This is a genomic window from Mesorhizobium sp. P2_E6 (genome assembly GCF_056403835.1).
The window spans coordinates 59,881-83,880 of sequence record NZ_JBFUEQ010000011.1; the positions used below are offsets into that span (position 1 = coordinate 59,881).

General features: G+C 59.7%; 12 protein-coding genes. 5 read left to right on the forward strand and 7 right to left on the reverse strand.

Features of this window, described 5'->3' with window-relative positions:
* Positions 1–104: 104 nt before the first annotated feature.
* Both AC1D08_RS25235 and AC1D08_RS25240 read left to right on the forward strand, forming a co-directional pair.
* On the forward strand, positions 105–1,541 hold the full coding sequence (locus tag AC1D08_RS25235; RefSeq protein WP_477225636.1) for an MBOAT family O-acyltransferase: 1,437 nt from the start codon (positions 105–107) through the stop codon (positions 1,539–1,541).
* Positions 1,542–1,543: 2 nt separating this feature from the next.
* Positions 1,544–3,034: an alginate O-acetyltransferase AlgX-related protein gene (locus AC1D08_RS25240; protein WP_477225637.1), complete on the forward strand. Its 1,491-nt coding sequence runs from the start codon at positions 1,544–1,546 to the stop codon at positions 3,032–3,034.
* 14 nt (positions 3,035–3,048) lie between these two features.
* Here the strand turns inward: AC1D08_RS25240 and AC1D08_RS25245 are convergent, their stop codons facing one another.
* The 3 genes from AC1D08_RS25245 to AC1D08_RS25255 are packed head-to-tail and all read right to left on the reverse strand — an operon-like array spanning position 3,049 to position 8,353.
* Positions 3,049–5,835 carry a rhamnan synthesis F family protein gene (locus AC1D08_RS25245; RefSeq protein ID WP_477225638.1) on the reverse strand — a complete coding sequence of 929 codons (2,787 nt, stop codon included), beginning with the start codon at positions 5,833–5,835 and terminating at the stop codon, positions 3,049–3,051.
* Between the two features lie 17 nt (positions 5,836–5,852).
* A complete protein-coding gene (locus tag AC1D08_RS25250; protein ID WP_477424313.1) occupies positions 5,853–7,319 on the reverse strand; it encodes a class I SAM-dependent methyltransferase in 1,467 nt (488 codons plus the stop codon).
* Between the two features lie 20 nt (positions 7,320–7,339).
* A complete protein-coding gene (locus AC1D08_RS25255) occupies positions 7,340–8,353 on the reverse strand; it encodes an NAD-dependent epimerase/dehydratase family protein (RefSeq protein ID WP_477225640.1) in 1,014 nt (337 codons plus the stop codon).
* Between the two features lie 364 nt (positions 8,354–8,717).
* On the opposite strand from AC1D08_RS25255, the gene AC1D08_RS25260 reads away from it, so the two are divergent.
* The 3 genes from AC1D08_RS25260 to AC1D08_RS25270 all read left to right on the forward strand — a co-directional run bounded on the left by AC1D08_RS25260 (position 8,718) and on the right by AC1D08_RS25270 (position 11,564).
* Positions 8,718–9,512: a class I SAM-dependent methyltransferase gene (locus tag AC1D08_RS25260; protein ID WP_477424315.1), complete on the forward strand. Its 795-nt coding sequence runs from the start codon at positions 8,718–8,720 to the stop codon at positions 9,510–9,512.
* Between the two features lie 11 nt (positions 9,513–9,523).
* Positions 9,524–10,684, forward strand: coding sequence for an acyltransferase family protein (locus AC1D08_RS25265; protein ID WP_477225642.1), 1,161 nt, complete (start codon positions 9,524–9,526; stop codon positions 10,682–10,684).
* A 325-nt stretch (positions 10,685–11,009) separates the two neighbouring features.
* On the forward strand, positions 11,010–11,564 hold the full coding sequence (locus AC1D08_RS25270; RefSeq protein ID WP_457155227.1) for an Lcl domain-containing protein: 555 nt from the start codon (positions 11,010–11,012) through the stop codon (positions 11,562–11,564).
* Positions 11,565–11,794: 230 nt separating this feature from the next.
* On the opposite strand, the gene AC1D08_RS25275 is transcribed toward AC1D08_RS25270, so the two are convergent.
* The 4 genes from AC1D08_RS25275 to AC1D08_RS25290 form a co-directional block, all read right to left on the reverse strand.
* Positions 11,795–12,445 carry a hypothetical protein gene (locus tag AC1D08_RS25275; protein ID WP_457155228.1) on the reverse strand — a complete coding sequence of 217 codons (651 nt, stop codon included), beginning with the start codon at positions 12,443–12,445 and terminating at the stop codon, positions 11,795–11,797.
* A gap of 36 nt (positions 12,446–12,481) precedes the next feature.
* Positions 12,482–18,937, reverse strand: a complete 6,456-nt coding sequence (locus tag AC1D08_RS25280) for an RHS repeat-associated core domain-containing protein (RefSeq protein ID WP_477225643.1) — start codon at positions 18,935–18,937, stop codon at positions 12,482–12,484.
* 23 nt (positions 18,938–18,960) lie between these two features.
* The gene (locus AC1D08_RS25285; protein WP_477225644.1) at positions 18,961–21,795 is read right to left on the reverse strand and encodes a leucine-rich repeat domain-containing protein; all 2,835 of its coding nucleotides are present in this window, start codon (positions 21,793–21,795) and stop codon (positions 18,961–18,963) included.
* 64 nt (positions 21,796–21,859) lie between these two features.
* Positions 21,860–23,980, reverse strand: coding sequence for an RICIN domain-containing protein (locus tag AC1D08_RS25290; protein WP_477424316.1), 2,121 nt, complete (start codon positions 23,978–23,980; stop codon positions 21,860–21,862).
* Positions 23,981–24,000: the final 20 nt, after the last annotated feature.

The window sequence follows — 24,000 nt, forward strand, 5'->3', positions numbered from 1 at the left end:
GATAGCCCGTCGTCACAGGGGAGCGCGGCGCTGGTTCGGGAAGGAATTCAGGCCAAGTCCTGCGTATTGACTTCAATCCATCCATTTGCGATCCGGAAGGACAAATGGGCGAAACCGATCGGCGCGCAATGGTATTTTCCGACCAGGCATTTCTCTTCCTTTACCTGCCGATCACGCTCTTGCTAGGTTCGATCCTTAATCGAACGAGATTATTCTCGCCGTTTATCTTTCTATCAAGCCTGATCTTCTTCTACTGGTCTTCTGGCCTTTACGTTCTGCTGCTGCTCTTCAGCATTGTGCTGAATTTCGCGGGCGCGATCGCGGTGGAGCGCTACCATCATAAACTAGTGGTCACCGCCGTCGTCACACTGAACGTGTTGGTCCTCTGTTATTACAAGTATACGGCCTTCCTTCTTGGCTCTGTCGGATTTTTCGGGTCCGAGAGTCTGCAACACTTCGCGCAAACCATCATTCTCCCGATAGGGATCTCGTTTTTCACGTTCCAGGGCATCTCCTATGTGATCGACGTGTGGCGTGGCGAGGTAAAGGCTGAGCGCAACGTGGTGTTGTTTGGCGCCTACAAGGCCTTCTTCCCGCAGCTGATTGCCGGCCCGATCGTACGGTATCGGGACGTCGAGAAGGACTTCCACCATCCTGATCTTAACGCGGATATCTTTGCCGCCGGGGCCGGTCGGTTCATGGTCGGCCTTTGCAAAAAGGTCATTATCGCGGACAGTGTCGCGGGCGTCGCGGACGCATCCTTTGCCCTTGCCGGCGCGGAGCAAACCTTTGCCGCTGCCTGGCTCGGGGCAATCGCCTATTCGATCCAGATCTATTTCGACTTTTCGGGCTATTCGGACATGGCGATCGGCCTCGCCATGATGTTCGGAATCCGGTTCAAGGAGAACTTCAACCATCCCTACGCCGCGTCTACGATCACCGAGTTTTGGCGTCGCTGGCACATCTCGCTGTCGAGCTGGTTCCGCGACTACCTCTATATCCCTCTGGGCGGAAACAGGGCGGGCCTGGTGCGAACTTACGCAAACCTGATGATCGTGTTCCTTGCGACCGGGATATGGCATGGGGCGGCATGGACGTTCGTCCTGTGGGGCGCATACCATGGAATTTTTCTTATTGCGGAACGCCTGATCCTTGGAGGAAGGGCGTTTTCATCACAGGTCGTTCGGATGATCTACTTCTTTCCCGTCGTGATTTTCGGATGGGTCCTGTTCCGCGCAAACGACCTGTCGGTCTTCGCCAGCCATGCACGCGCCATGCTGTTGCCGCTGGCAGACGGGGCGTTCGGCCTGCCCGGATCGATGGACCTCGCGCTTTCGCCTCAGGGCAAAGTTGCTATGCTGTTGGCCTGCCTCCTCATAGTCATCCAGGGGCAGGTAAGGCCCTTGGGTGTGGTCGTAGCCGGAGCGACGGGCAGTGCCGCGTGCTTCGCCCGGCTTGTCTTCGTCAGCGTCGCAGCAGTCATCTGCGCGATATACATCGTACCTCAGGCCTTCTCACCGTTCCTCTATTTCAGGTTCTGAGTATGAAATTGGCGAATCTCGCAACCATCGGAGCCTTCGCAGTCTTTCTCGCAGCGCCCGTCGGCAGCCTCGTAACGATGGGACTCGACCCGGCCGCCGAAAGAGCGATCACCTTGACCGAACTCACGTCGGCAAAACTGCTGACGCCAAATGACGAGAAGTACCGGAACGACGTAGCCAGGAGGCTTGTCAGCAATTCTCCAGTCGGAATGGACGCCATCCGCGCGAAGAATGCCCTGGATGTCAAAGTGTTCGGCTTCGTCAATACATCCCAAGTCATCTCCGGCGCGGATGGATGGCTGTTTTACAAGCCTGGGTTCCAGAACGGCGCATGTATGTCAGAGCACGATATTGGCGTCATGCTGGGGCATGTTGAAGCGTTGCGAATGATAGCGAAGGGGATCGGCATAGACTTTCGTATGTCGGTCTCGCCCGACAAGGAGGTTGTGTATCCCGAGAAACTTGGGCCTGCCGCTGCGGCCGCCACCGGGTGTAAGATACTTTCATCGCGTTTGTGGCGCCGCATCGCAAAGACCAGCAAATCGAGCATAATAGACCATTTCGATGTGATGGGTCATGACGTAACCGATGACCTGCTCTACTTCAGAACGGATACCCATTGGAACGAGCTGGGGAAACTCAAAGCCGTCAGGCAACTCGTCTTCGAGTTGACCGGCAGAAAAGTGGACGGCCCGATCCTCGCAAGCGGTCAAGTCATGCACGCCACCGACATGCCAAACAGGCTGCTGAGAATCGACCACGAGGAAGCCGAAGAAACTTATGACGACTACGTATCTCGAACATTTCCTGATGATAGCAATCAAAGGATCGCAGATACGTTTATCCTTCACGACTCATTTTATGGCGTAAGCTATGATTTGTTGAAGCATGTCTTCCTGAATCCCCTTTTTGTATCCTACGGGAACGAGAATATCGAACTGGAAGTCAGCAATGCATTGGCGAAATCGCCCAAGCATGTCCTGGTGAACACCGTCGAGCGGAACATGCTGTCCAAAATTCTCCACGGTGAGATGTCCTGGACAGGGGTGCTCGGCAAGGCGTTCCTGGACGCCAACGCAAAGACCGCTGGCGGGTGCAAAATGTCGGACGCTGCGAAAGATGGGCTGAAATTCGAGAACCTGAGCAAACAGCCGTCGGGCGATTTCACCGCGGGAGTCGATCCCCAGATCCTCGTGCGATTGGCAGAGCATGGCAGGCCTTGCGTGCGGATCTCGTTCGAAACCGCTGTAAGACAGAACACCTATGTCTATTTACCGATCAAAGACCAGGTCAATCAGAACGGGCCATACTTCGAAGGGTTCTCGTTGATGCTCACTGACGCGCCGGGAGCGCGCGACTTCTGGCTTGTGTTGCCGGAGGATTTTGCCGGCATGACGTTGAGGGTTGATCCGATCTACTCCACCGGAACGCTATCCCACCTCAGAATACAAACCGGGGCACTCCCCTCATTCTCGCCTGTATCGAACATGTGAGCACGCCTCGCCTGTTACCAACTCGTGCCTGGCGCGCGCAAACCAGCGGTATCGAATCCGGCCTTGCGCGCAACAAACGGCATCAAGCGCTCGATCGCGTGGAGGACGGTGCCGTCATAAGGAACGGGCTCCGATGGGTAGTCGTTCCAATCGAGACCCAGTTCGCGTAGCGGAAGCAACACGCTTGGACGGCACCAGAACATGGTTCCCAGCGGAAAATCGAAAAAGTCCGCCAGCGGCATGGCGATGCCCATCCGTCTGGCCAAATCTTCAGCGATCTCCCTGTTGTCGTTCCAGCCGACGAGGTGTGGATCCTCCGCCATGAAAAGACCTATCGCCGGTTTCGATGCGAAGACCTCTGCAGCCAGATCGAGCATCGCGTGTTCGCCACCAACCAAGTTCTCCCAAAGGAAGTGGCGCCATGCCTCACCCATAGCCGCGTCCGTGCCCACGCTCCTCTTGGCGTGCACATGGCCGATCAGGTCGTAGCGGCCATCAAGCAGCCGTGGCAGGAATTCAGTAAGAAGCGGTCCGACATCGCGCCCCCTGTTGGGAACGATTGCCATTTCAACGGACCCGTGGTGGTCGTCAAACACGGCTCGAAGATGTCTGGCTTTGGCGTCGGTGTCCGTGGACAGGAACAGATCGCAGCGCGTGCGGTTACGCTTGAGCCGGAAGGCCAGATCATCAGCCAGATCTTCATAGTAAAAATGGGCATGAAGGGCCACACGCTGCTCCGACGGCCGGTAAGTGCTGTTGACGGGATTGAAAACGTCCCGCGACCAGGGGCCGGGGGGGCGCCCGGCGCGGAGCCAGTGGGCTAGGGGATGGGTTTTTCCCGGTCCGCACTCGTCTGGATTGGCTTGTGCATAGCTTTGCGGATTGAAGCCTGCACAAGGACGGCGGAACTGTGGATTGGCTGTCGAATCGCCCGAGAGGCCCATGATGCTCCATTGCTGGAGCGTGCGCCGCCCGGCTTCCAACTCGGCAATTGGCGCGGTACCTGGAGGAAGAACCATTTCGAGATCGACAGCAGCGGCCGCCATCAGGGTGGCAAGGTCCTCGTCATGAAGTGCTGCCGCAGATGTTTTGCCCCACTCATCGATTTGTTGAACATAGGCACTCATGTTGTAGGCCGCACGTCCTACTCGCGCCACTTCCGCTCCCAAGGCCTTTGCCTTGTCGCGGTCGTCTGCCAGTCCGCACAAGATGGCGGCTGCGGCATGGGTATCGAGGTGAGGTGCAATGAGAGGACGTGTTGCAGCGTCAGCCCCTAAGATTTCCGCCGTTCCACAGGCTCCCTGGAAGCACACGGTCGGTATCCCACGCACAACCGTATCGATGGCCACGTTTGGCTGCGGATCAAGGCGGGAACTGAGAAAGAAGGCGTCTGCAACGGCATATGCGGGCTCCAAATCCGATACCGGATCAAGCATCACCAGGCTATCTTCCAGATCCGACTGGGCTATCTGGTAGGCGAGATACGCGGAGTAGCCACTGTCATTCTCCGGATCGTAACCATCACCGATCCAGACAAATCGAAAGCGAACATCCGGTCGCAGCCGTTTCGCTGTGGCAGCTGCGCTTATGAAAAGATCAACGCCTTTGCGAATGTGCACCATGCCGGCGCCGAGTACGAGAAAGGAGGCCTCCTCACCCTCGGGCCGCAAACGGAGGAGGAACTCGTCTTCTTTTTTTTCAGCCGGCTCATCGGCGGAGGACACTGGCGGCGGATCGCTGCGCCCCTGAGCCATGATATGAATTCCGGGGCGCCTTTCGAGGCCAGGAAAGGCATCGTACGAAGACTGCGCAACGATCTCGGCTGGAAATACGACATGCTGCGCCCAGTCATAAACGTTACGCATCTTGGCTACAGGGCGCGTGTAGGCAGCAAACTCATGCACCAAAGCAACGCTCGGCACTCCACAAGACGCCAAGGCAGGCACCATGATCTGCGTTTCTATGCTGTTGGCGATGGCATAAAGTGGCCTGAATTCCTCTGTGATCCGCTTGGCCAGCCGGGCCGCATCCACAGGGTTCCAGTCCTCCCATGTCAACGGACCGACCGACGAGGCGGCAACGGCGATGAAGTCGCTTTCCAGTTCTCCACCGCGCATCATCAGGGAAACCACCGTTGCCCGTTTCGCGAGTTCCCGGGCAAGGTTCCAGCCCAACATCGGCGCGCCGGTTCTCGAAACCTCATGCGAAATCAGAAGCACAACCGGCTTTTCGGACTGCGGCAAGGGCGAAAACTCTAGCCTGTCGACGACGGAAACTCCTCGCCGACCTTCGCGCCTGCCATCGTGCTGGTAATGCAGTAAAGGCGAAACCCCGACGCTCGTGACGTCTGGATAACGCTCCCGATAATAAGCCGAATCAAAAAGAGGCGATGCGCGCCAGCCCATTGGCTCGCCGACCACTGCATAGTGTAATGCTGGGTCCATACCGGCGGGCAAACGCTCGGCGTAAAATTCAGCATCGAAACACGGCGACCGTCGGAAGGCTGCGGCAAGTTCTTCGGCTTCATATTTGTTCGCGGGCAGCGGTTCCCCCAGAGCCGAAAGTTCCAGCCAGACATAAGCAGGCGGCTTGAACATCCCTGCCGTCTCGTAGAAGGGACGCAAGAAATCGCCGTTGAATCGCGCATTTGGCTCCAATCCAATCCGCCAGCCGATTTCGGCATAGTGCCCCACCGGATCCCGCAGTTCCGGCCGGTTAAGGGAGGAACGGTAATAGTCGGCATCTACGAACCCCGTCATTTCCAGCATAGCGACGAATTCACGGCGAATTTCATCAGCCATTACGCTCTCGCGACTATTCATGGTGTGCGTCCCGGTCCAAGGACACGATTACGGACAAAGGCGCGGAGGGGGCGAGGAAAGAGCCGCGACGCGCCAAGTATCCCAAAGCGTCTCAGAATGGCCTCGAGGCGGTTGCGCAGGCCCAAGTAGCGTTGCTCCCATTCGGCAGCCTTGCGCTCCAACTCTGCAATCCGGCCTTCGCATTCGGCATTTCGCTGTCGCAGTTCTTTGGCCTCGGCATCTTGTCTAAGACGCGATTCAGTGAGGAGGTTGGCGTGGCCCCGGAACGACGTTCTCAGCACGTCCCGCTGCACGCCTGCAACGGCCAACTCGGAGCTTACTTGCGTCAACTCGGATCGCAGTTCGTCAATGACAGTACGGTTTCCCGACTGAACCAAGGCCAAAGCGGCTTCCGCATTTTGGGCCCGTTCGAGTTGAGCTTTGATGGTTTCACTAGCCGTTTCAATTTCGCGGCGGAAACCGGAAGCCAGCAATTCCGTCTGCTCCATGTGACTGCGAAGCTCAGCCTGGGCGGCATGGCTTCCAGACTGGGCCAATGCCAAAGCGGCTTCCGCTTTTTCGGCCCGTTCGATTTGAGCTTTGATGGTTTCACCAGCCGTTTCAATTTCCCGGCGGAGACCGGAAGCCAGCAATTCCGTCTGCTCCACGTGATTGCGAAGCTCCGCGTGAGCGGCAGCGGCACTTTCTGCTCGCGCCAGGATTTCACCGATCTCGCTTGTTTCGATGAACAACGAATTGGGAATAGCTGGAAGTTCTGATTGGGACGCAATCGCAATATTGTAAGGCGGTCGAGGCAAGCCATGACTGACCTCGTAGTGCGTCTCTCCTCGTCGCTCGAACGTTAGCGTTCTCGATATTCCGGCCTCGTCGTCCGCAATAAGCGTTGATCCGAGCAGCGGTCTTTGAAGGAGTATCAAGACATTGCGGAATGCCCTCATCAGCAGGGCTCCGAACTCCACACGCGAGAGCTCGTGCACATGATAGGGATTGGCAGGGCTTCCGAGTGGGGAATAGACGTCTCGTTCAGGAGACGAAAGGACGAGAAAACCGGTTGGCCGCAAAACGCGCTGAACCTCTGCGATAAACAGATCATGTTCAAAAAAATGCTCGAGCGTTTCGAACGATACGACCACGTCGACACTCGCATCTCCCAACGGCAACTTGCGAGCGTCTCCTTGCTGATAGCGAAGGTTGGGAGCGACATAGCTCCCCTGGGCGTGCGCTACCGCCTCCTCGGACAACTCGATGCCAACAACCGATCGCGCGACCTGGGCCAGAAGAGCGGAGCCGTAGCCCTCGCCTGAGGCGACATCGACAACATCAAGGTCGCGGCAAAGAGCCCGGGCAAGAAAATAGCGATGAAGATGCTCGATCTCCACCTGACCCGCCGTAGCGGTTGTCAGCCGTTCACCGGTCCACTCAAGTGCTTGCCGCGGCAGGACCCGTTCGAATATCTCTCCCATTTGATTGTCGCCAATTCCTCTCACTGGTCCAATCTGCCGCGCCCTACCGCTGACCTGTCACGATGAATTACGCTACCACCTAGATCAGCGAGTGTTTGGCTCAAGCCTTCAGAAAAAGAGAGAGTAGGTCGCCACCCCAGCGCCTCCCGAATGAGCGAAATATCGAGCACGCTCACTGGAACATCGAATTTCCGACCGCGCTCATAGCGAACGTCCAGTCTTTGGGAGAGTTTTGATTCAAGTTCGGCAATGACACCGTTAAGGCTGATTCCCTCGCCGCTGCCGATATTGAAAACCTGATGGCCGTCGAGCGGTGCTGCGCGTGCCAGTGTAACCAGGCCTGCTGCGGCATCGGAGATGTGAATGAAATCACGCACGACTTCGCCATCGCCCCAGACGATTATTGGCCGTTGCGACAACGCGCGGTGCAGGAACGTCGTTACCACACCCTGGCCTTTTGCCAAATTCTGCCCTGCTCCAAAAGGATTGGCTAGACGCGCCACACGACAATCGAGCCCGTAGAGAGCACGATAGGTTCCCAGATACAGTTCAACTGCGGCTTTACCAGCGCCGTAGGCGGTAATCGGGTTCAAACGGTGATCTTCATGCACCGGAACGCGCAGCAATTTGCCATAAACCGTACCGCCGGACGAAGCGAAGATCAGCCTTGGCGCCTGCGCCCCTTTTTTGCGAAGCGCATCCAGCAAACCCAGCGTCGGCGCGACATTGGTCGACAGATCAAGGGTGGGATCGTTGTTGGCGCTGGCAGGGACGGATGACCATGCATAATGGTGAATGACGGTGAACCCGTCGATCAAGCTATCCCATTGCGCGTTGGCAAGGTCGAAACTGCGCCATGCGACTCGCTCGTCAAGTGCAGGAGCAAATGTCGGCTTCGAAAGCGAGCGCCCGGCTAGAACGACCTCACACCCGCATTGCACCAGGATTGCAGCAACATGTCGGCCAATGAAACCGCTTCCACCAAGGATCAGATGTCGTTCGGCGATCTCGGATTTTTCTGCCTTAGATGACATCCGGATGTGCTCAGCCGCTCCCGAATATGGTTAACTGCGGTTGTGGGAATCAGAATGGCGAACCGCAATTCCCAAGTAGGTCCGTACTCTGACTTCGCGAGTGCGTCAAAGCTTATCGGGTCGACGGAAGGATGTGTTGCTATTGCACTCAGCATTTGTTCGGCTGGGTCGTAGATGACAACTTTTGCCGCCTACCAGCCAGAGCATGCGCCGGGGCGGAAGCGCCGGATTAAGTGCATCGCCTGTACCGCCCTCGCGGGAAAGTTGTTGATAGTTTACTTGTTCATAATTAACAAATGTAGATGCTCGATGTTTCGCGTGCTATGCCGTCAGCGGTTATGGAGAGCGGCGATTTCGCGCCAAAATGAAAAACCTGGACCGACAGGACCATGCTGCTTTCAGCGGCTTCGCTGCGACACTGCATGAAATGGTGTCGCTGAACCTCCATGAGAACGATGGGATGTTTCATGGGAACGGCCGGCACTACCTAACCTGCGGGGGATCAGCGCTAAACGTTATCGCCGCGGCGGTCGGCCTGGCTGGAATAGAGCCAAAAAAAATCCTCGATTTCGGGGCTGGTGCTGGACGCGTCACCCGTTGGCTGCGGGCTGCGTACGCCAGCGCCGAGATTTCGGCGACAGACACGCGCGCTGAGGATCTCGAATTCTGTGCACGCGAGTTTGGTGCGCGGACGTGGCTGTCTGGCACCGATGTGGACGGCCTCGACGCTCCCTCGCGGTACGACCTGATCTGGGTCGGTTCGGTTTTGACGCACCTGCCCGCGAACATATCCGAGCGTCTGGTCAGGAAGCTGCTTTCATGGCTGCGATCAGACGGCGTCCTTATCGTCAGCCTGCATGGACGTTTCGTTCATTTCCGAGGCCCCCAGTTCAACTACTATGGCGTCGCCTCTGGGTGGGAGGAAATCGAGAGGCAGTATTTTGCAGAAGGCTATGGCTATGCCGACTATCCTGGTCAGGACAGATATGGAATCTCGCTCTCGAAGCCAAGTTGGGCCACTTCGCTGGCGGAACGGCTAGAGGGCACTCGCCTGGTCCTGATGAGTGAACGAGCGTGGGATAACCATCATGATATTCTCGCACTGCAAAATCGACCGGTGACCGCGCCGCTGTCCGTTCGAACCAGCCAGGCAAGTTGATGCGAGCGAGTATGGGCGGACGAATACATCCGAAGGCGTTGATCTTTCCGCTCACTGGACTGCGGTTCTTCGCCGCTTTTGCCATTGTACTCCATCACATCCAGGGGAGTTTCGGTGTACCGCACACTGCGTTTCAAGGCTGGAACCTCGCCAATGGCGTCACCGTTTTTTTTGTTTTGTCAGGGTTCGTACTGACCTATTCCTATCCTGCTCTCGATAAGCCGGGCGAAACACGTCAGTTCTATATCGGCAGAATTGCCAGGATTTTTCCGGCTCATCTGGTGACGTTGCTGGCGGCAGTCGCGTTGGGCGTGCCATTTGCGGCTCCGTATTTCCTCGCAAATGCCTTGTTGCTGCAAAGCTGGTTTCCAACCGGCGACTATTTTTTCAGCTACAATGCGGTCAGCTGGAGCATCTCTACCGAGATGTCTTTTTATCTCGCCTTCCCGTTTCTGATCCGCAATTTCGAATCGACATGGCCTTGGAAACTCGCCGCATGCTTTGTCGCCTCTTCGGCGATGGGTCTCCTTGCCTGGCAACTCGGACTGCCCTTTTACAGTGACGGAAAAGATGCTGTCATCCAGGGCATCGTGATGGTCAACCCGGTCGCAAGGGTCTTCGAATTCTGCCTCGGCATGACGGCGGCGTTGCTGTGGACGCGCTTCCGCGACCGTCTTGCCCATCTTCGCTTTGGCACATGGGCGGCGGTCGAGTTGATCGGCGTCCTGCTGCTAATTTGGGGATCTGGCTGGATCAACGCGATCCTGCAGCCCTTCATGCGCTCTGGTGCTATGCAGTATTGGACGGCCCAGACACTTTCCCCTGTCGTTCCGGCGGCCTTGCTGCTCATTATTCTCGCATCGAGCACCGGGCCGTTGGCGAAGGTGCTCGCCTGCCGCCCCGTGAGGTTCCTTGGCGAGATTTCGTTCGCCATTTACCTGACACACCAACTCGTCATCAGGTTTTTTGTCATGCACCCACAGATCTTGGAAGGGGTGTCGCAGCGGACGGCGATTGGGGTCTTTCTGATTACGGTTCTCGCCGCATCAACCGCACTGCATCTGGCCGAGGTTCCAGCCAGAAGGATGATTGTGGGATTGTTCGGTCGCACCCTAAGGACGAACGCCGTGACCGTCGACGACCATTCTTTGATCAACCAGAGCCAAACTTAGAGTAAGTTTGTCTTGTCATCGTGACCATGACGCCGACGAGATCTTCGTCACTCTGCCCTGGCGCTTCACGTTGAAGGGCGGATGGATTATCGGCAGAGAAGTCGAGCCGGTCAGATTCTTGATTTTTCGTAAATGGTTTGGGGTAGTGGCTGCGCCGTTGTTCGTTGTGATTTAATTTAAATTAGTAGCCCGCGGGCGGAAATCTACCTGAAAAGTTGGCGCATTGGGAAGTGATAGGACTTTCCATTGTTCGCCGCTTCAAGTATACTTATCCGGTTGCCATATCGAACGCCCGTCATGATGCCAAACCAGCGAGGAGGAAGGCATGTTTCGGATCGCGTCTCTTGCGACTTTCAACGCCACGCTTGCCCTTTTCGCCATGGTGTCAGTGCCGCCATCCCAGGCCGAACCATGTGGCACCGTCCACAAACTGACCCGCCAGCCGTTGAATGACCAGACTTTCTGGCTGCTCGCTGAACATGAGGGCAAGGCCTTCGTCGACCAGCGCACATGCCTTGTCGCCAGGCTGGACAGGGTTGATCAGCCGCTCACGCTGAGCGATGCGATGGGGCACTGTGCTACCCTCGGACAAGGCGGTCCGAACGGTGACATGGGCTGGCAGCTTCCGACGATGGCGGAACTGACGAGTCTCGATTCGGCGGACTGGCCAAGGCAGCACGACGCGTTCGCGGAATACAAGCTGCCGCCGCTCGCGCGCAGCGAAACTGATTATTGGACCCGCACTGAATGGCCGGGGGCGGCAGGCTCCTTCGCGGTCGTCACGTTCAGCGCACGCACGACTGTGGTGCATCCGCTTGAAGCGACCAAGAAGGCCGGGGTATGGTGCGTCTTCGGGGTGCCGGCCACAGGCGTGGAGTAGACGCTCTTACGCCAAGTCTCCCTCGGGCAACCAAGTCTCTTCAGGCATCAGACAATCGCCGCTGCGGCGCACGGAACGGGCAACTGGCGCTCGACACCTGGTCAAGTCATGACGGGGCCCCAGCTTTCGCGATGCGATGCCTGGCTGCTCAGCAGCCAGGCCGCGGGACAGAGCGGCCGTCCGGCTTGCCTTCGCCGGCGCGGCCATTGTGCCTGCTACGTCCAAGCCGCCTACCGCAGATCCAGCTGCAGCAGGCCGCTATAGTCCTCCGTCGTCAGGAAGAAGCCCTCGTCGATCGCCTTGGCCTTGAAAGCAGAATCGTCGCGCAAGTCCCGGAATTCCGATTTCAATGTGCCTGACGCGTTGAAGTAGCGATCGCGAAAGGCCGCCCGGTTAAGCTCGGCATAGTCTCCGCCCTTGCCTGCCACCGTGCAGGATTTCAGTTCGGTTTGGTCGGCGGCCTCCGCCGGAAACGACGCCCTCGCGAAGTCCATCGGCCCGATGTCGGGGGCAATGCTAGTCGGATACTTTGTAATGCACCGGACCGTTCTATCCGCGGCCGCCACCGGCAGATCGAAATAGGGGGGCCGCAGCCCCTTGGCCGCGAGGTAGGCGAAGGTCCGTATGCGGTTGGCCGCCTTCAGCGCGTCAAGGTCCGTGGTCTCAAGCGCGGTAGCGCCGATCTTGATACTGCTGGAGCCGCTGATCGCGAGAATCTGCTGCTCCAGCCAGGCCCGATCGCGATCGATCCAGGCCAGGAAGTCCAATGGCACAGCAGCCGGCGGTCGAACTTCCTCGCCCATGGATTGCGTCGAAAATGTCGCTGCGGTCATGAGTGTGACCCCGGCGAGAATGGCCGGAAGCCATCGGTTCTTGAGCATGTCATGCCTCCATTCCTCTATGGCGACCAGCCACTACTAGTAGTTGTTGCGCGGCTTGATACCGAGCATGTCCCGCAACTGGTTCTCTGTTATGTCGTCCGTCCGCATCGTACCGCCGACTCCGACGGTGCGAGCTTCGGCGTCAGGGGCTTTGTATGGCTTGCCGTCGACACCGGTATAGCGGACTTCTGCCATGCCGGTGTCCTTACCGGCCATCATGTGCGTGGCGTGAATCTGTTCGTGCGCCAGCACGATACCCGGATCTGCCGGCGCATCGAGCACAACTTTGCCCGTCGACTTGTCGAATTCATCCGAGGTTCGAGTTCTCGCTGTCGCCGGGTCATACCTGATGACGACGTCCCCGGCGGTCGTCTCCGGGTTGGTTTTCGGATCCTTCACGTCGGCTTCAGTGTGGCCAGCGACATTCGTAATCGTGGTCGTCTGCGGGTCGTCGATCACCCGGCGCGTGAGCTCGCGGCCCGCGTCGAACGAATTCGACCCGGTAACGAAGCCCTTCACGTCCAGCCAAACGCCATGCAGGAAGCTTTGCGACACTTCGCCGGTCTTGCTGTCGACACGAGCAGTTGGGTCGGTTCGCTGTAGATCTTGCTCCACCTGGCGTTTGTAGGCGGCATCGTCGGCCACGATCTCCTTGAGACCTGTTGGGTCGACGAAGGCCATCGGGTTGTTGTTGGCGTAGGCGAATAGATTGCACGACGTTGGGTTGCTCGTGCATCGCTCTGGATCACCGACATACAGCGGATCGGGCGAGATGAAGCGTCCGAGCGCCGGATCGTAGTATCGGGCACCATAGTAGTAGAGGCCTGTGTCGTCATCGAGATACTTGCCGGTGAAACGATGATGGGTCTTTTCACGCGGCAGGTCGGCCGCGACATCCGTCAGATGCGTCGCCCAGGCGGGAGACAGCATCTCGGGCTTATGTTCCGTGCCGTAGGCTTTGTAGAGCATCTGCTCGACCGGGACGCCGTCTGAAGCAATGACGTAGTCGCTGCTCTCAATGTGATCCTTCAGGTAGTAGAACCACTTGCCTGTGCCATGTTCCAGCCGCACAAGCTTGGAGTCGGCGATGTTGACGTAGCTCTCCTCGCCCTTGGGGCCGATTTCGAACGTCTCGACCGGGTAGAGATAGAGCTGTTCCGGCCCATTCGTCGGCGTCACCTTCTTGTAGAGGCGACGACCGGTCTGGTCGTAGCCGTAGAGCACTTCGTTCGTTGCCGTCTGCGCGCGGATCAGCCGTCCGTTGATGTCGAACACCGTCCCGGTCAATGTCGGCGATTTTGCCAACTGCGCGAAACCGTCGAAAGCATAGGGCTTTGCCGCGGTTCCAGTCGGTATGAGCCCTGTTGCCGAACCGGTCGCTGGCGCGATTGGCGCGCCAGGTTCCAACTCGTCATTGCGCGCGAACGTTCCGGCGGGTGAATAGGCGAATTCGGCCGGCTGGCCGTAGCGATCGATGCGGACGAGCTCGTTCTTGAAATTGTAGTGGAACGTTCCAGACCGGTCGACATGCCCCTGATCGCCCGCGCCTTGCGGCAGTCCATCGACGATCTGGGTGATCGATCCATTGCCGTTGAAGGTCATGGTCAGATCCTGCAACGGCTTGTCTCCGGCCTGCGTTACGATGTGGGTGAGGAACAGGGTCGCCGGGTCGTACGACATCTGCGTGAATGCGCCGAGGCGGTAATCGACCCGCTCGATGCGCGACTCGGCATTGTAGGTGATATTCTCGATGATTTTTTGGGACTCCGAAAAATCGGGATGCGTGACCGTCACCGACCGCAGGTTCTTGTCGGGCCCCAGTGCGAATTTCGACGCCAGGCCGCGCGGCCCCTCGGACGAATCGATGCGTCCGTCGAGCGTATGGTGGAAATGGTCGGCGTATTTCGCGCCGTTAATCTCCACTTCGTGCGTCACCATCCTGCCGTTCCGGTCATACGCGTAACGCTGGATCGCATCGAACGCGCCGTTGGGATCGTGAATGGTAATCTGCGTCGTGTCTCCGAGCGGAAGATCGATCGGCGTGTCGAAACCGGCCGCGGATGCGACCTGGACACCTCTGTCGTACTGATATTCGAGGTGAAGGACGCCGTCGTTCACTTCGGTGAGTTTTCGGTTGAGGAAGTCGTAGGTGTAAGTCTGGATCGAGCTTTCGCCATTGGTTCCCACGCGAGCGATCACCGACTGCCTGCCGCGCCCGTCGTAGAAGGCGTATCGGTCGCCCATCCCGGGGATCGCCTGGAATTCGAGATCGCCGACCGAGTTGTAGATAAGCTTCCGAGGCGTTGCTTCGCCTGGTAGCCAGATCTCGCTCAAATAGCCAAATGTATCGCGCACAAAACGGGAGATATGTGTCGTACCATTGCCGTCGGTGGCGACGAAGGCAGTCACACCATTCTCGTTGCGCAAGGAGTACTCACCGCTGTGAACGGTGCCGTCGAACTGATCATTGTAGGTTGTGACGGTGTGCGTGCCCCACGGACCGAAATCCATGTCGGATGTCTTTCCCGAAGGGTGGGTTTCACGGACCATCCGATCGGCTGCGTCGTAGGTGTATGCGTTGCCGACTTCGTGATCCGGGCGCGGAATTTCGCCAAGATCGAAAACTTTCTGCAGGTTCAAGTCGTCGACCCCGCCGAAGCTCTTTACCACGAAGGGCGTCCAGCGGAAGACCTGCTTCGCGTTGCGGTTGTAGAGTGAGAAATGGAACACCCGCACACCGCCTTCCGCAACGTTCTCAAGGTCGGCGATCTTCTGGCTGCGCGCATCATAGGCGGCGAGATCGGCTATGAACTCGCTCTCACCCTCCGGTGTCTCGGCAGCGCTCGCGTAGCGCCGGCGGGCAGTCAGGATCAGCGACGGTCGTCCATTCTCGCCGATCTTGTAGGTATAGAACTTCTCGGCGCCGTCTGCGGCCGCTTCCCGGGTCTTGCGTCCGAGCGCGTCGTAGCTGGTCGTGACGACCATTCCCAGCGGGCTGGTAGTTGTCGCGACCGCACCCTGCCGCGGGCCGTCGTAGGTCATCTTCGTCGTCTGGTCGAGTTCTGCTGCAACACCGGACGGCTTGGTGTGGCTGAGCAGCAGCGTGCCGGTGGCGTCGTAGACCGCAAGCTCGGTCGTTCCGATTTCGTCGGCAACCGAAATGCTGTTGCCGAAAACATCATAGCCCATCGTCTTCGCCAGCTTGCGGCTGGCGCTGCGGAACTGCTCCAGTGCGGGCGGCAGCGCGCCCAGGCCTGAAAGGACCTCAAGCGAGCGCGATCCCATCCTGCCGCCGGAATTCGGCAGGTAGGTGAAGCTCTCGCGGCTGAGCAGCCGCGTCCCGGCGAGGATACGCCGTTCGGACGCGGCATTGACGATGCCGAGCGCCGCGAGATCGGTGCGCGACTGAGCGTAGTCTGTCTGGGTCGTGCGGCTGAAACCGGGAACCGTAAGGTTCTCCGGGCCAGGGACGTCTCGCACCCGGACCGTCTCCGAAGCTGCCATGTTGAACGCGTCGAAGTCGGCATAGGACTGGGTCTTGACCGGATCCTTGCATTCGGGATCGGCCGGATCCTGCTGCTCGGCCTGACCTGCGGATTCGGTCAGCGTGTCCTTGACCTTCCTGAGATAGGACGAACCGTCGCCACGCGAAAATGCCTCCCATACCGACGATTCGCATTTCAGCATCATGCCGGTCGTCGGCAGCTTCTGGCTGCGCGTAGCGGTCGACAGAGAGTGCAGCGCCGCCGCTGACGGATCGAGCGTCTCGGTTGCCTCAGCGCTCGCGACGAGCGTCGCCTCGGGCTTTACTTCGTATGTCTTGCGGATCTTCAGCTTGCCGGCAAGGTTCAGGTCGGCCGCCCTCTCCGCGAAGGTGTAATACTGTTCGCGATCGAGGCGGGAACGCTGCGTGACGCGCTGGCCGGCCGCGTTCTCATCGCCGTAAGCGACCTTCTCGACCTCCGAGAAGCCGATGAAGCGGCGATTGATCACGTCATAGAAGGGATTGTGGTAGAAATATTCGTCCGTCTGCACCTGGGCGCGAACCTGGCCGGGTATGCCCTGCGACGTGACGAGCTGCTTGGCGACGACAACGGGGAAATGCAGGTTGCGCGTCGGCTGGCCGTTGGCGCGGTCGCGCAGCATCTCGTCGATCGAGGTCGCATAGCGAATGTCGTGCCGACGTCCGGAATCGAAGTCGACGACCGTCAACAGGTTCGCCTTGACGAGTTGCATGGTTGCGGTTCGGTTGAAGTCGATGATGACGACGGGCTTCACCTCGTCACCGGACGGTTTCTGGAACACGATGATTTCGGTCTGGCCGTCGCCGTCGATGTCGGCGACGCGCGAGGCGAAGGTCTGTGTCGACGTGCCGAGTTGAACCCGCAGATTGAGCGCGATGCTGAGCGGATCCTTCAGGTAGGTCCCGTCGCCGAAGCCGAGCCAGATGCGCATCTGGTCGGTGCGCTCGCCCATCGACGCGAAATCGATGATGCCGTCGCCATTGGCGTCGATGTACCACATCGTGGCGAGGTTCTCGCCGGGCTGCATGCCGCCAATCTTCGAGAAGGTGCCGTGACCGCAGACGGGGTCGTTGATCGTGGCGTCGCCAAACAGCAGGGCATTCGGGTCCGTCGAGAAGATGTTGCCCTGGTTCTCGTAGAGGCAAAAGCCCTGGTCGGCTGGACGGATGACGACAAGATCGGGCAGCCGGTCGCCATTGATGTCGACCATCCGCACATTGTTGCGGCCGAGTATCTGGCCGTCCTGGCTGTTGAATGGGAACGCCTTGGTCAGCGCGCCGAAATTGACGCTGTAACCGCCATCGGCCTGGCGCCGGGTGAGATTGAGAAATATCCGCCATTCGGTGCGGCCATCAGCGTTGAGGCGCGTCGTGACGATGTCGGACATGCTGTCCATATTGACGTCGGCGAAGCGGCCGTTGCCGCCCGCGAATGTCGTCGGCGAGACGCCGGGCAGCGGGATCGAGCGGCCGAGATAAGGGAAGGTCCCATCGGCCTTGCCGTCATAGACGTGCATCAGCCCATCTTCGATTTCGACGATATCGACGAAGCTGTCGCCGAGGATGTCGGCAAAAGCGAAGCGATTGTCGGTGAGCCGGGGCGCGATCTGGCGCATCAGTCCAGCCTCGGTCGGACGCGACAGCACGAGTTGGGTGGTGTCGCCGAAGGCGCTGTTCAGGTCGCCGCTGCCGAGATGCACGGTCGCGCCGTCATCCTTGGTCTGCACGATATCGACCAGTGCATCCATGTTGAGGTCGGCCAATTCGAAATTCTGAGGGGGGATGTCGCCGGCGAACGCCATCTTCGGCGCTTCGAACACGACGGGGCGTGACGCCAGTTCGGCGCTTGTCCACGACGAATAGCCGAAATTGATGTCCGGGAACTTCAGCGTCGATTGCGCCAGCGCCCCGCCGCCGGTGTCGCCATACCGGTAGAGCACCCGCAACTGGTCGAGCACATTGACCGACTGCGTGTCGATGAGCGGCGTCAGGTCGGCCTGAGCCTTCGCCAGGCAGTCCGGATGCGCCCTGACGACGAACTTCGAGGTGTCATTGGTGTCACGGCCGACATATCCCATGCACCATTGGGCGTAGACGGTGTCCTTGAATTTCGCCGTCACCTTGCCGTAAAGCCGGGCGTTCTCCTGTTTGCTGCCATTGGTGTGGCTGACGAGGGTCGATTGTGTCTCGATCAAGTCGAACTGATAGCTGCTCTGACCGCCGGCGAAGCTGGCCTTTGTCAGGTAGCTGCGTCCGCCGAAACGCTGGTAGTCGTAGCGGACGGCTTCGCGGTTGGCGCTGAGCTGCAGCACCAGCGGCCATTTCGTCACGTAGGGCTTGGCTATGTCGAAATTGCCCTCCGCTACGGAGGGGTCGCCGCTGAAGATCAGCCGCGTTCCGTCGGCGTTGGTCACATCGAAGCCGGAGGGGATGGTGTCGGTGTGCAGGCCGCCTGACAGGTCGAGCGAAACGACGTCGAACGCCCCGGTGTGATAGAGAATCTTGACGAAGTCCTCGGCGTATTCGGGCTTGTATTCCCAGACGCCGTTCTCGTTTCCGAGAAACACGAGCCGCGTGCCCATGTAGGACAGGCGGGAGAAGAAATCGCCGCCCGGCTTGGTGCCGGGCACGGCCGTGCCGAGATCGTCGTTGACGGCGATCTCCTGGGTATTGAACCGCCAGCCGATGCCGAGCCCGTTGCCGGCATCGCCCGCGAACTGGCTGTAGGTGAGGCTCATCTGCGGCCCGAACTGGCCACGAGTCGGCAGGGTCGGCAGTGGCAGGGTGAAGTTCGCCGATCCTGTATTGTTGTTCAGCGAGAAGTTGCCTTCCTCCTGCGTGACGGTGCCGCCCGCGGCGGGCAACTGCACGATCGAGGTCGCTGATTTGTCTTCGGCGCGAGCCGGGGAGCCGAGTACTGCGGCGCCAGCGGTCAGGGCTGCGAGGGCGGTAAGGGTCTTGGCGAACATGGGACTACCTCCGGGTGCAGGCATTACTGGTGAATGAGCGGGCCCACGATGACGTGGGGCTGGAGCTGCAGGCAGCTGGGACGCGGACAGACGACCAAAGGCTGGACGGCAATTTCATCGAACACGTGAATATTGACGTCCAGGATGCGCGACGGCTCGCGCTTGCAGGCTTCGGCGACTTGTGGGGTGAGCGGCTGCGGGAACGAGCAGATCGGATTGTTGCCGAGATAGGATTTTCCGATCACCGGATGAACGTGAACGAAGTTCTCGATCCGGTTGCCTCGCAGATCGACGATCGACAGCGCCGGAAGCGAGCCGAGCGGCAGCGCATTGAAGACCCGGTTGTTGCGCAGATCGACATTCGACAACGCCGGCATGTTCGACAGATTGCCGACGTCGGTGATCTGATTGTCGTTCAGGTAGATGTATTTGAGCCCGCTCGAGCTGAAGCGCGGGATCGCCGACAGCCGGTTGGTGGCGAGGTTCAGTTTCTGGAGTCCCGTCAGCGAAGCGATCGGGGACGCGTCGGTGATCACATTGTCGAACAGGTTAAGTTCTCCCAGCGCCCGAAAATGGACCACGGGGTTGACGGCGATGATCGACTTCTTGTTCAGCGTCAGGCTGGTCAGTGACTGCGCCCAGTTCTGCGCAGCACTGCAATCGGCGCTATCGACGTGGTCGGCCTGCATGCGGCTGTCGAGCGCCGCCATGAAGCCTCGCGCGTCGCCGAGCGCGATCGAATCGAACCGGTAGACGATGCAGTATTCGGCGAAGCTGGCGTATTGCAGCGGCAGGTTGCGCATACCGGCGTCGTCGAGCAGCGGCAGGTCCGCCAACGGCGTCACGGATTGCACGTGTGTATTCGAGAAATAGAGCTTGGTCAGCTTGTTGAGCATCCCGATGCCGATCAGGTTCGACACGGGATTGCCGTCGATGCTCAGTTGTTCGAGGCGGCGCAGTTGCAGGACGCCCTGGATCGAGGGGATCTGGTTGTTGCGGATCCAAAGCTTCGTCAGCCCCGGTATCGCCGACAGCGCCGAGACGTCGGACAACTGGTTGTCGGACAGGTCGATGGAGGTGAGATTGGCCATCACCGGGAAGAGCGACACGCTGGTCAACCCGCGGTTCTTCGCGTCGGCGAACTGGCGTGAATTGAGATCGTCGTAGGCTTTGCCGCAGGCAGCCTTGCCCGAGATCGACAGCAGCGCATTCACTTCCGTGGCTTGCGCGGGTGTCAGAAAGTCAGTCTGGTTCCGCATCAAGCATGCCGACAGGAAGTCGGTCGCTTGCACGGGATTGTCGGAAAGATCGAGATTGATCAGGCCCGACAGCGCTGCCAGCGGCCTGACATTGACGATCGAATTCTTTGACAGGTTGAGTATGCCGAGGTTGGTCAGGCCGGCAAGCGGCGCGACGTCGGTGATAGCATTGCTCGATAGGTTGAGCGAGGTGAGTTGCGGCAAGGTCGCGAGCGGACGTAGGTCGCTGACGATCTTCGACGAAAGGTCGAGCGCCGTGGTCGCCAGCAGGTTGTTGCCGACCGCGGCGCACGTGCCGCCGCCCTCCAATTCGACCATGGCGCGGATGGTCTGCCCAAGCGGGGTCGCCGCGTCGCGATGCAGCACGCACAGGTCAACAAAGCTCTGCCCGCCGTCCGAGACGATTGGATTGCCGCTGAGGTTGATGGCCAGCGTCGAGGGGAAGCTGCCGAGATTGGCGAAGGTCTCGATCTTGTTGTTGGCGAGGTTGAGGCTGGTCAGGCCGCCGAGGGCGCTGAGCGGATCGAGCATGTCGCCTGTCAGTCCATTGTTGGCGATGGACAGTGTCGAGAGCGCCTGCAGGAATTGCAGCGGCTCGAGGCTGGCGATCTTGTTGTTGTCGAGCGTAAGGTTGGTGAGCAGCGCCAGCGCCGACAGGGCGCGGATGTCGATGATGTCGTTGTCGGAGACGTCGGCCCGCGTCAGCGCGATGAGCGGCGCCAGCGCGTTGATGTTGCCGACGTGATTGCCGGAAATGTCGAGGAAGGTCAGCGTTTTGAGCTTGGTCAGCGGCCCGAGGTCGGTGATCGAATTGTCGGCGATCGACAGGCTCGTGAGGTTCTTCAGCACCGCAATCGGCTCGATCGACTGCACGCCCTTGCCGTTCAGGTTGAGCGTTGTGATCGATTCCAGAAAGGCCTGTGCCGCGGCGCAGGCGGCCGGGTCGCCGAGCGCCGAGACCCCGCCGGGCGTTGAATCGAGAACCGCCATCACGGTCGCCGTCTCAGCCGGCGTGCGGTCACCCTTGACGCACCACTTTGCGAAGGTCGTCGGCTTGTCGACCAGCGGCGCGCCGGAGAGGCACGTGATGGTGTGGATCTTGCCGGCGAAGAACGGCGTTGGGTCGGCGTTCAGAGCCTGGTCGAGATTGAGCTTCAGCTCGGTGACCAGCGGCGCGCAGCTCGGAATGTAGAGCCGGTCGGAAAACGTCGTCGCGCCGAAGTCGGAGGGGAATTGCAGGTAGTAGACGAGGCCGCTGCCATTATCGTGCGCGAAAACCTTGATCGGATATGTGTCGCCCGACGGGCACAGCAGTGGATTGGCGGCGGGATCCGCGGCGACGATTGCGCTGTCGACGGCGGTCAGCACCTCCGAAGGAACCGTCGCGAACCCAAGGCCGCGGATCACCGCTTCCTCGTCCGCCTGATCCTTGCAGCGGATGCGGTAGCCGCGCCCGTCCGAGATAAGCAGCGGATAGTGCAGCCGGTTCGCCTCCAGCCCCGGATCCTCGAACAGCACAACCTTCGGCTCGTCCGCGCGGGCCGGCCCGGCGGCCACGAGCACGACCACAACAAGGAGCAATTGGGCGATGCGGTTCATCGGATCTCTCCTTTCGAGCTCAGGCTGATCGTTGCGGCTCAATCAGCCCGGGCGACTGGCAGCACTACCTCTCGTCCGCCGCCTTGATGGTCCAGTAGCCTGACGGATCGCGGTCGCAGGTGAACTGAAGGGCCGGGATGTTGTTCAAGTTGCTCACTCCGCCGGCAATGGTCAGGCACTTGCCCGTCTGGACGTTTTCCGCCTGAACACCGTCGCGCGTCTCGACCAGGTTCCAGCGGCGCGAAGGGTCGCTGTCACAGTTGAACTGCAAGGCCGGGATGTTGTTTTCGGTGCTGATCCCGCCGGCAATCGTCAGGCACTTGCCCGTCTGGGCGTTCGCCACCTGGAAGCCGTCGCCTGTCTCAACCAGCCTCCAGCGCTGCCATTGACTGCCGTTGCAGTCGAATTGCACCGTCGGTGCGTTGTTGTCGGTTCTTCCTTCCGCGACCGACAGGCACCTTTCGGTTTGCCTGTTCACCAGCATCACCTCGGGGTCAGCCGCCCGGATGCTCCAGAACCGCGACGGATGTCGGTCGCAGTTGAACTGGAGGGCAGGGACGTCGTCGTCGGTGCTCTCCCCGCCGGCAATTGTCAGGCATTTCCCGGTCTGCACGTTTTCAGCCTGGAAGCCGTCGCCGGTTGCGGTCAGCTTCCAATGTCGCGATGCGTCCCGGTCGCAGTCGAATTGGAGGGCAGGGACGTTGTTATCGGTGCTGACCCCGCCGGCAATCGTCAGGCATTTTCCGGTCCGTACGTTCTGCAGCTGAAAACCATCATCCGTCTCGACCAGTTTCCAGCGACGCCACTGGTCGCCGTCGCAATTGAACAGGACGGCCGGGGCGTTGTTGTCGAGGCGCCCCTCGGCCACAGCCAGGCACTTGCCGGTCTGCATGTTTGCCAGCACCACGTCGCCTTCCTTCACTGCCGTGATGCAGGCTTCAAAAATCTTGCCGGAGGCCACGGTCGATTGCTCCGGTCGACTGATGCAGACCGGATTGCCGTCCAGCGACGGATTGAATGGCAGGATGGCGCTGACGGATTGCGCCGTGGCCAAGCGGTTTGCGCGCAGGTTAGGAGCGGCGAGTTTGGTCAGGCTCATCAAGGGACGCGCATCCGTGATCCGGTTCTTCGACAGGTCAAGCGCGGTGAGCTCTTGCAGAAACCGTAGTGGCGACACGTCGACGATCTTGTTGCTGGCCAGAACCAGCCGGGTCAGCGCCCGTGCCGAGGCGAGCGGCCGTAGATCGGCGATCTGGTTGGAGCTGAGGTCGGCCTCGGCCAGATCCTTCATCGCCGCCGCCACGCTGATGTTGCTGATCCGATTGCGCGACAGATCGAGGAACGTAAGCTTGGTCAGCTTTTCCAGCTCGCGTATGTCGGTAATTTCATTGCCGGACAAGGTCAGGCTCGTCAGATGGGTAAGTGTCGCCAGCGGCTCGAGGTTTGTCAGCCGTCGCCCGGCCAGGTCGAGTGTCGTGCTCGACGCGAGAAAATCCTGTGCGCTTGCGCACGCCACCGGATTGCCAAGGGCCGCGGCGCCGCCGGGTGTCAGGTCGAGCAGTTCCTCGACCGTCGTCTGCTGGGCCGGATCAAGGTCATCCTTGATGCACCAACTGGCGAAGGTCGTCGTCCTTCCGACAACCGGCGGCCCCGCAACGCATGCGATGGTATGGACCTTTCCGGCGAAGAATGGGGTCGGGTCGGCGTCGATCGCCTGATTGAGGTCGAGCTTCAGTCCCTCGACCAAAGGCCCGCAGCCGGGAATGTAGAGTTGGTCGGAAAGGGATGGCGAACCGAAATCGGTCGGGAACTGCAGATAGTAGACGATGCCGCTGCCGCCATCATGCGCAAAGACCTTGATCGGGTAGTTCTCGCCGGATGGACACAACAGCGGATTGGCGGCTGGGTCGGCCGCGATGACTGCGTTGTCGACGACGGTCAGCACTTGCGAGGGGACGGTGGCGAAGCCCAGTCCGCGGATCACCGCTTCCTCGTCTGCCTGGTCGTTGCAGCGGATGCGGTAGCCGCGACCTTCGGAGATGAGCAGCGGATAGTGCAAGCGGGTGGCGTTCAGCGTCGGGTCTTCCAACAGGACGACCTTCGGTTCCTCGGCCCGGGCCGGACCGGCATGGATCACCGCGAGCAGCGCCAGCAGGTGGAGCAGCGATCGGGCGATACGGTTCATCTGCCAATCCTCCTTTCGCT

Excerpts from the sequence above, each read along its gene's own strand:
- AC1D08_RS25285 (WP_477225644.1), bottom strand. The coding sequence starts at position 21,795 with ATGAACCGCATCGCCCAATTGCTCCTTGTTGTGGTCGTGCTCGTGGCC.
- AC1D08_RS25260 (WP_477424315.1), top strand. The coding sequence starts at position 8,718 with ATGAAAAACCTGGACCGACAGGACCATGCTGCTTTCAGCGGCTTCGCT.
- AC1D08_RS25245 (WP_477225638.1), bottom strand. The coding sequence starts at position 5,835 with ATGGCTGATGAAATTCGCCGTGAATTCGTCGCTATGCTGGAAATGACG.
- AC1D08_RS25255 (WP_477225640.1), bottom strand. The coding sequence starts at position 8,353 with ATGTCATCTAAGGCAGAAAAATCCGAGATCGCCGAACGACATCTGATC.
- AC1D08_RS25250 (WP_477424313.1), bottom strand. The coding sequence starts at position 7,319 with ATGGGAGAGATATTCGAACGGGTCCTGCCGCGGCAAGCACTTGAGTGG.
- AC1D08_RS25280 (WP_477225643.1), bottom strand. The coding sequence starts at position 18,937 with ATGTTCGCCAAGACCCTTACCGCCCTCGCAGCCCTGACCGCTGGCGCC.
- AC1D08_RS25290 (WP_477424316.1), bottom strand. The coding sequence starts at position 23,980 with ATGAACCGTATCGCCCGATCGCTGCTCCACCTGCTGGCGCTGCTCGCG.
- AC1D08_RS25235 (WP_477225636.1), top strand. The coding sequence starts at position 105 with ATGGGCGAAACCGATCGGCGCGCAATGGTATTTTCCGACCAGGCATTT.
- AC1D08_RS25265 (WP_477225642.1), top strand. The coding sequence starts at position 9,524 with ATGGGCGGACGAATACATCCGAAGGCGTTGATCTTTCCGCTCACTGGA.
- AC1D08_RS25240 (WP_477225637.1), top strand. The coding sequence starts at position 1,544 with ATGAAATTGGCGAATCTCGCAACCATCGGAGCCTTCGCAGTCTTTCTC.
- AC1D08_RS25275 (WP_457155228.1), bottom strand. The coding sequence starts at position 12,445 with ATGCTCAAGAACCGATGGCTTCCGGCCATTCTCGCCGGGGTCACACTC.
- AC1D08_RS25270 (WP_457155227.1), top strand. The coding sequence starts at position 11,010 with ATGTTTCGGATCGCGTCTCTTGCGACTTTCAACGCCACGCTTGCCCTT.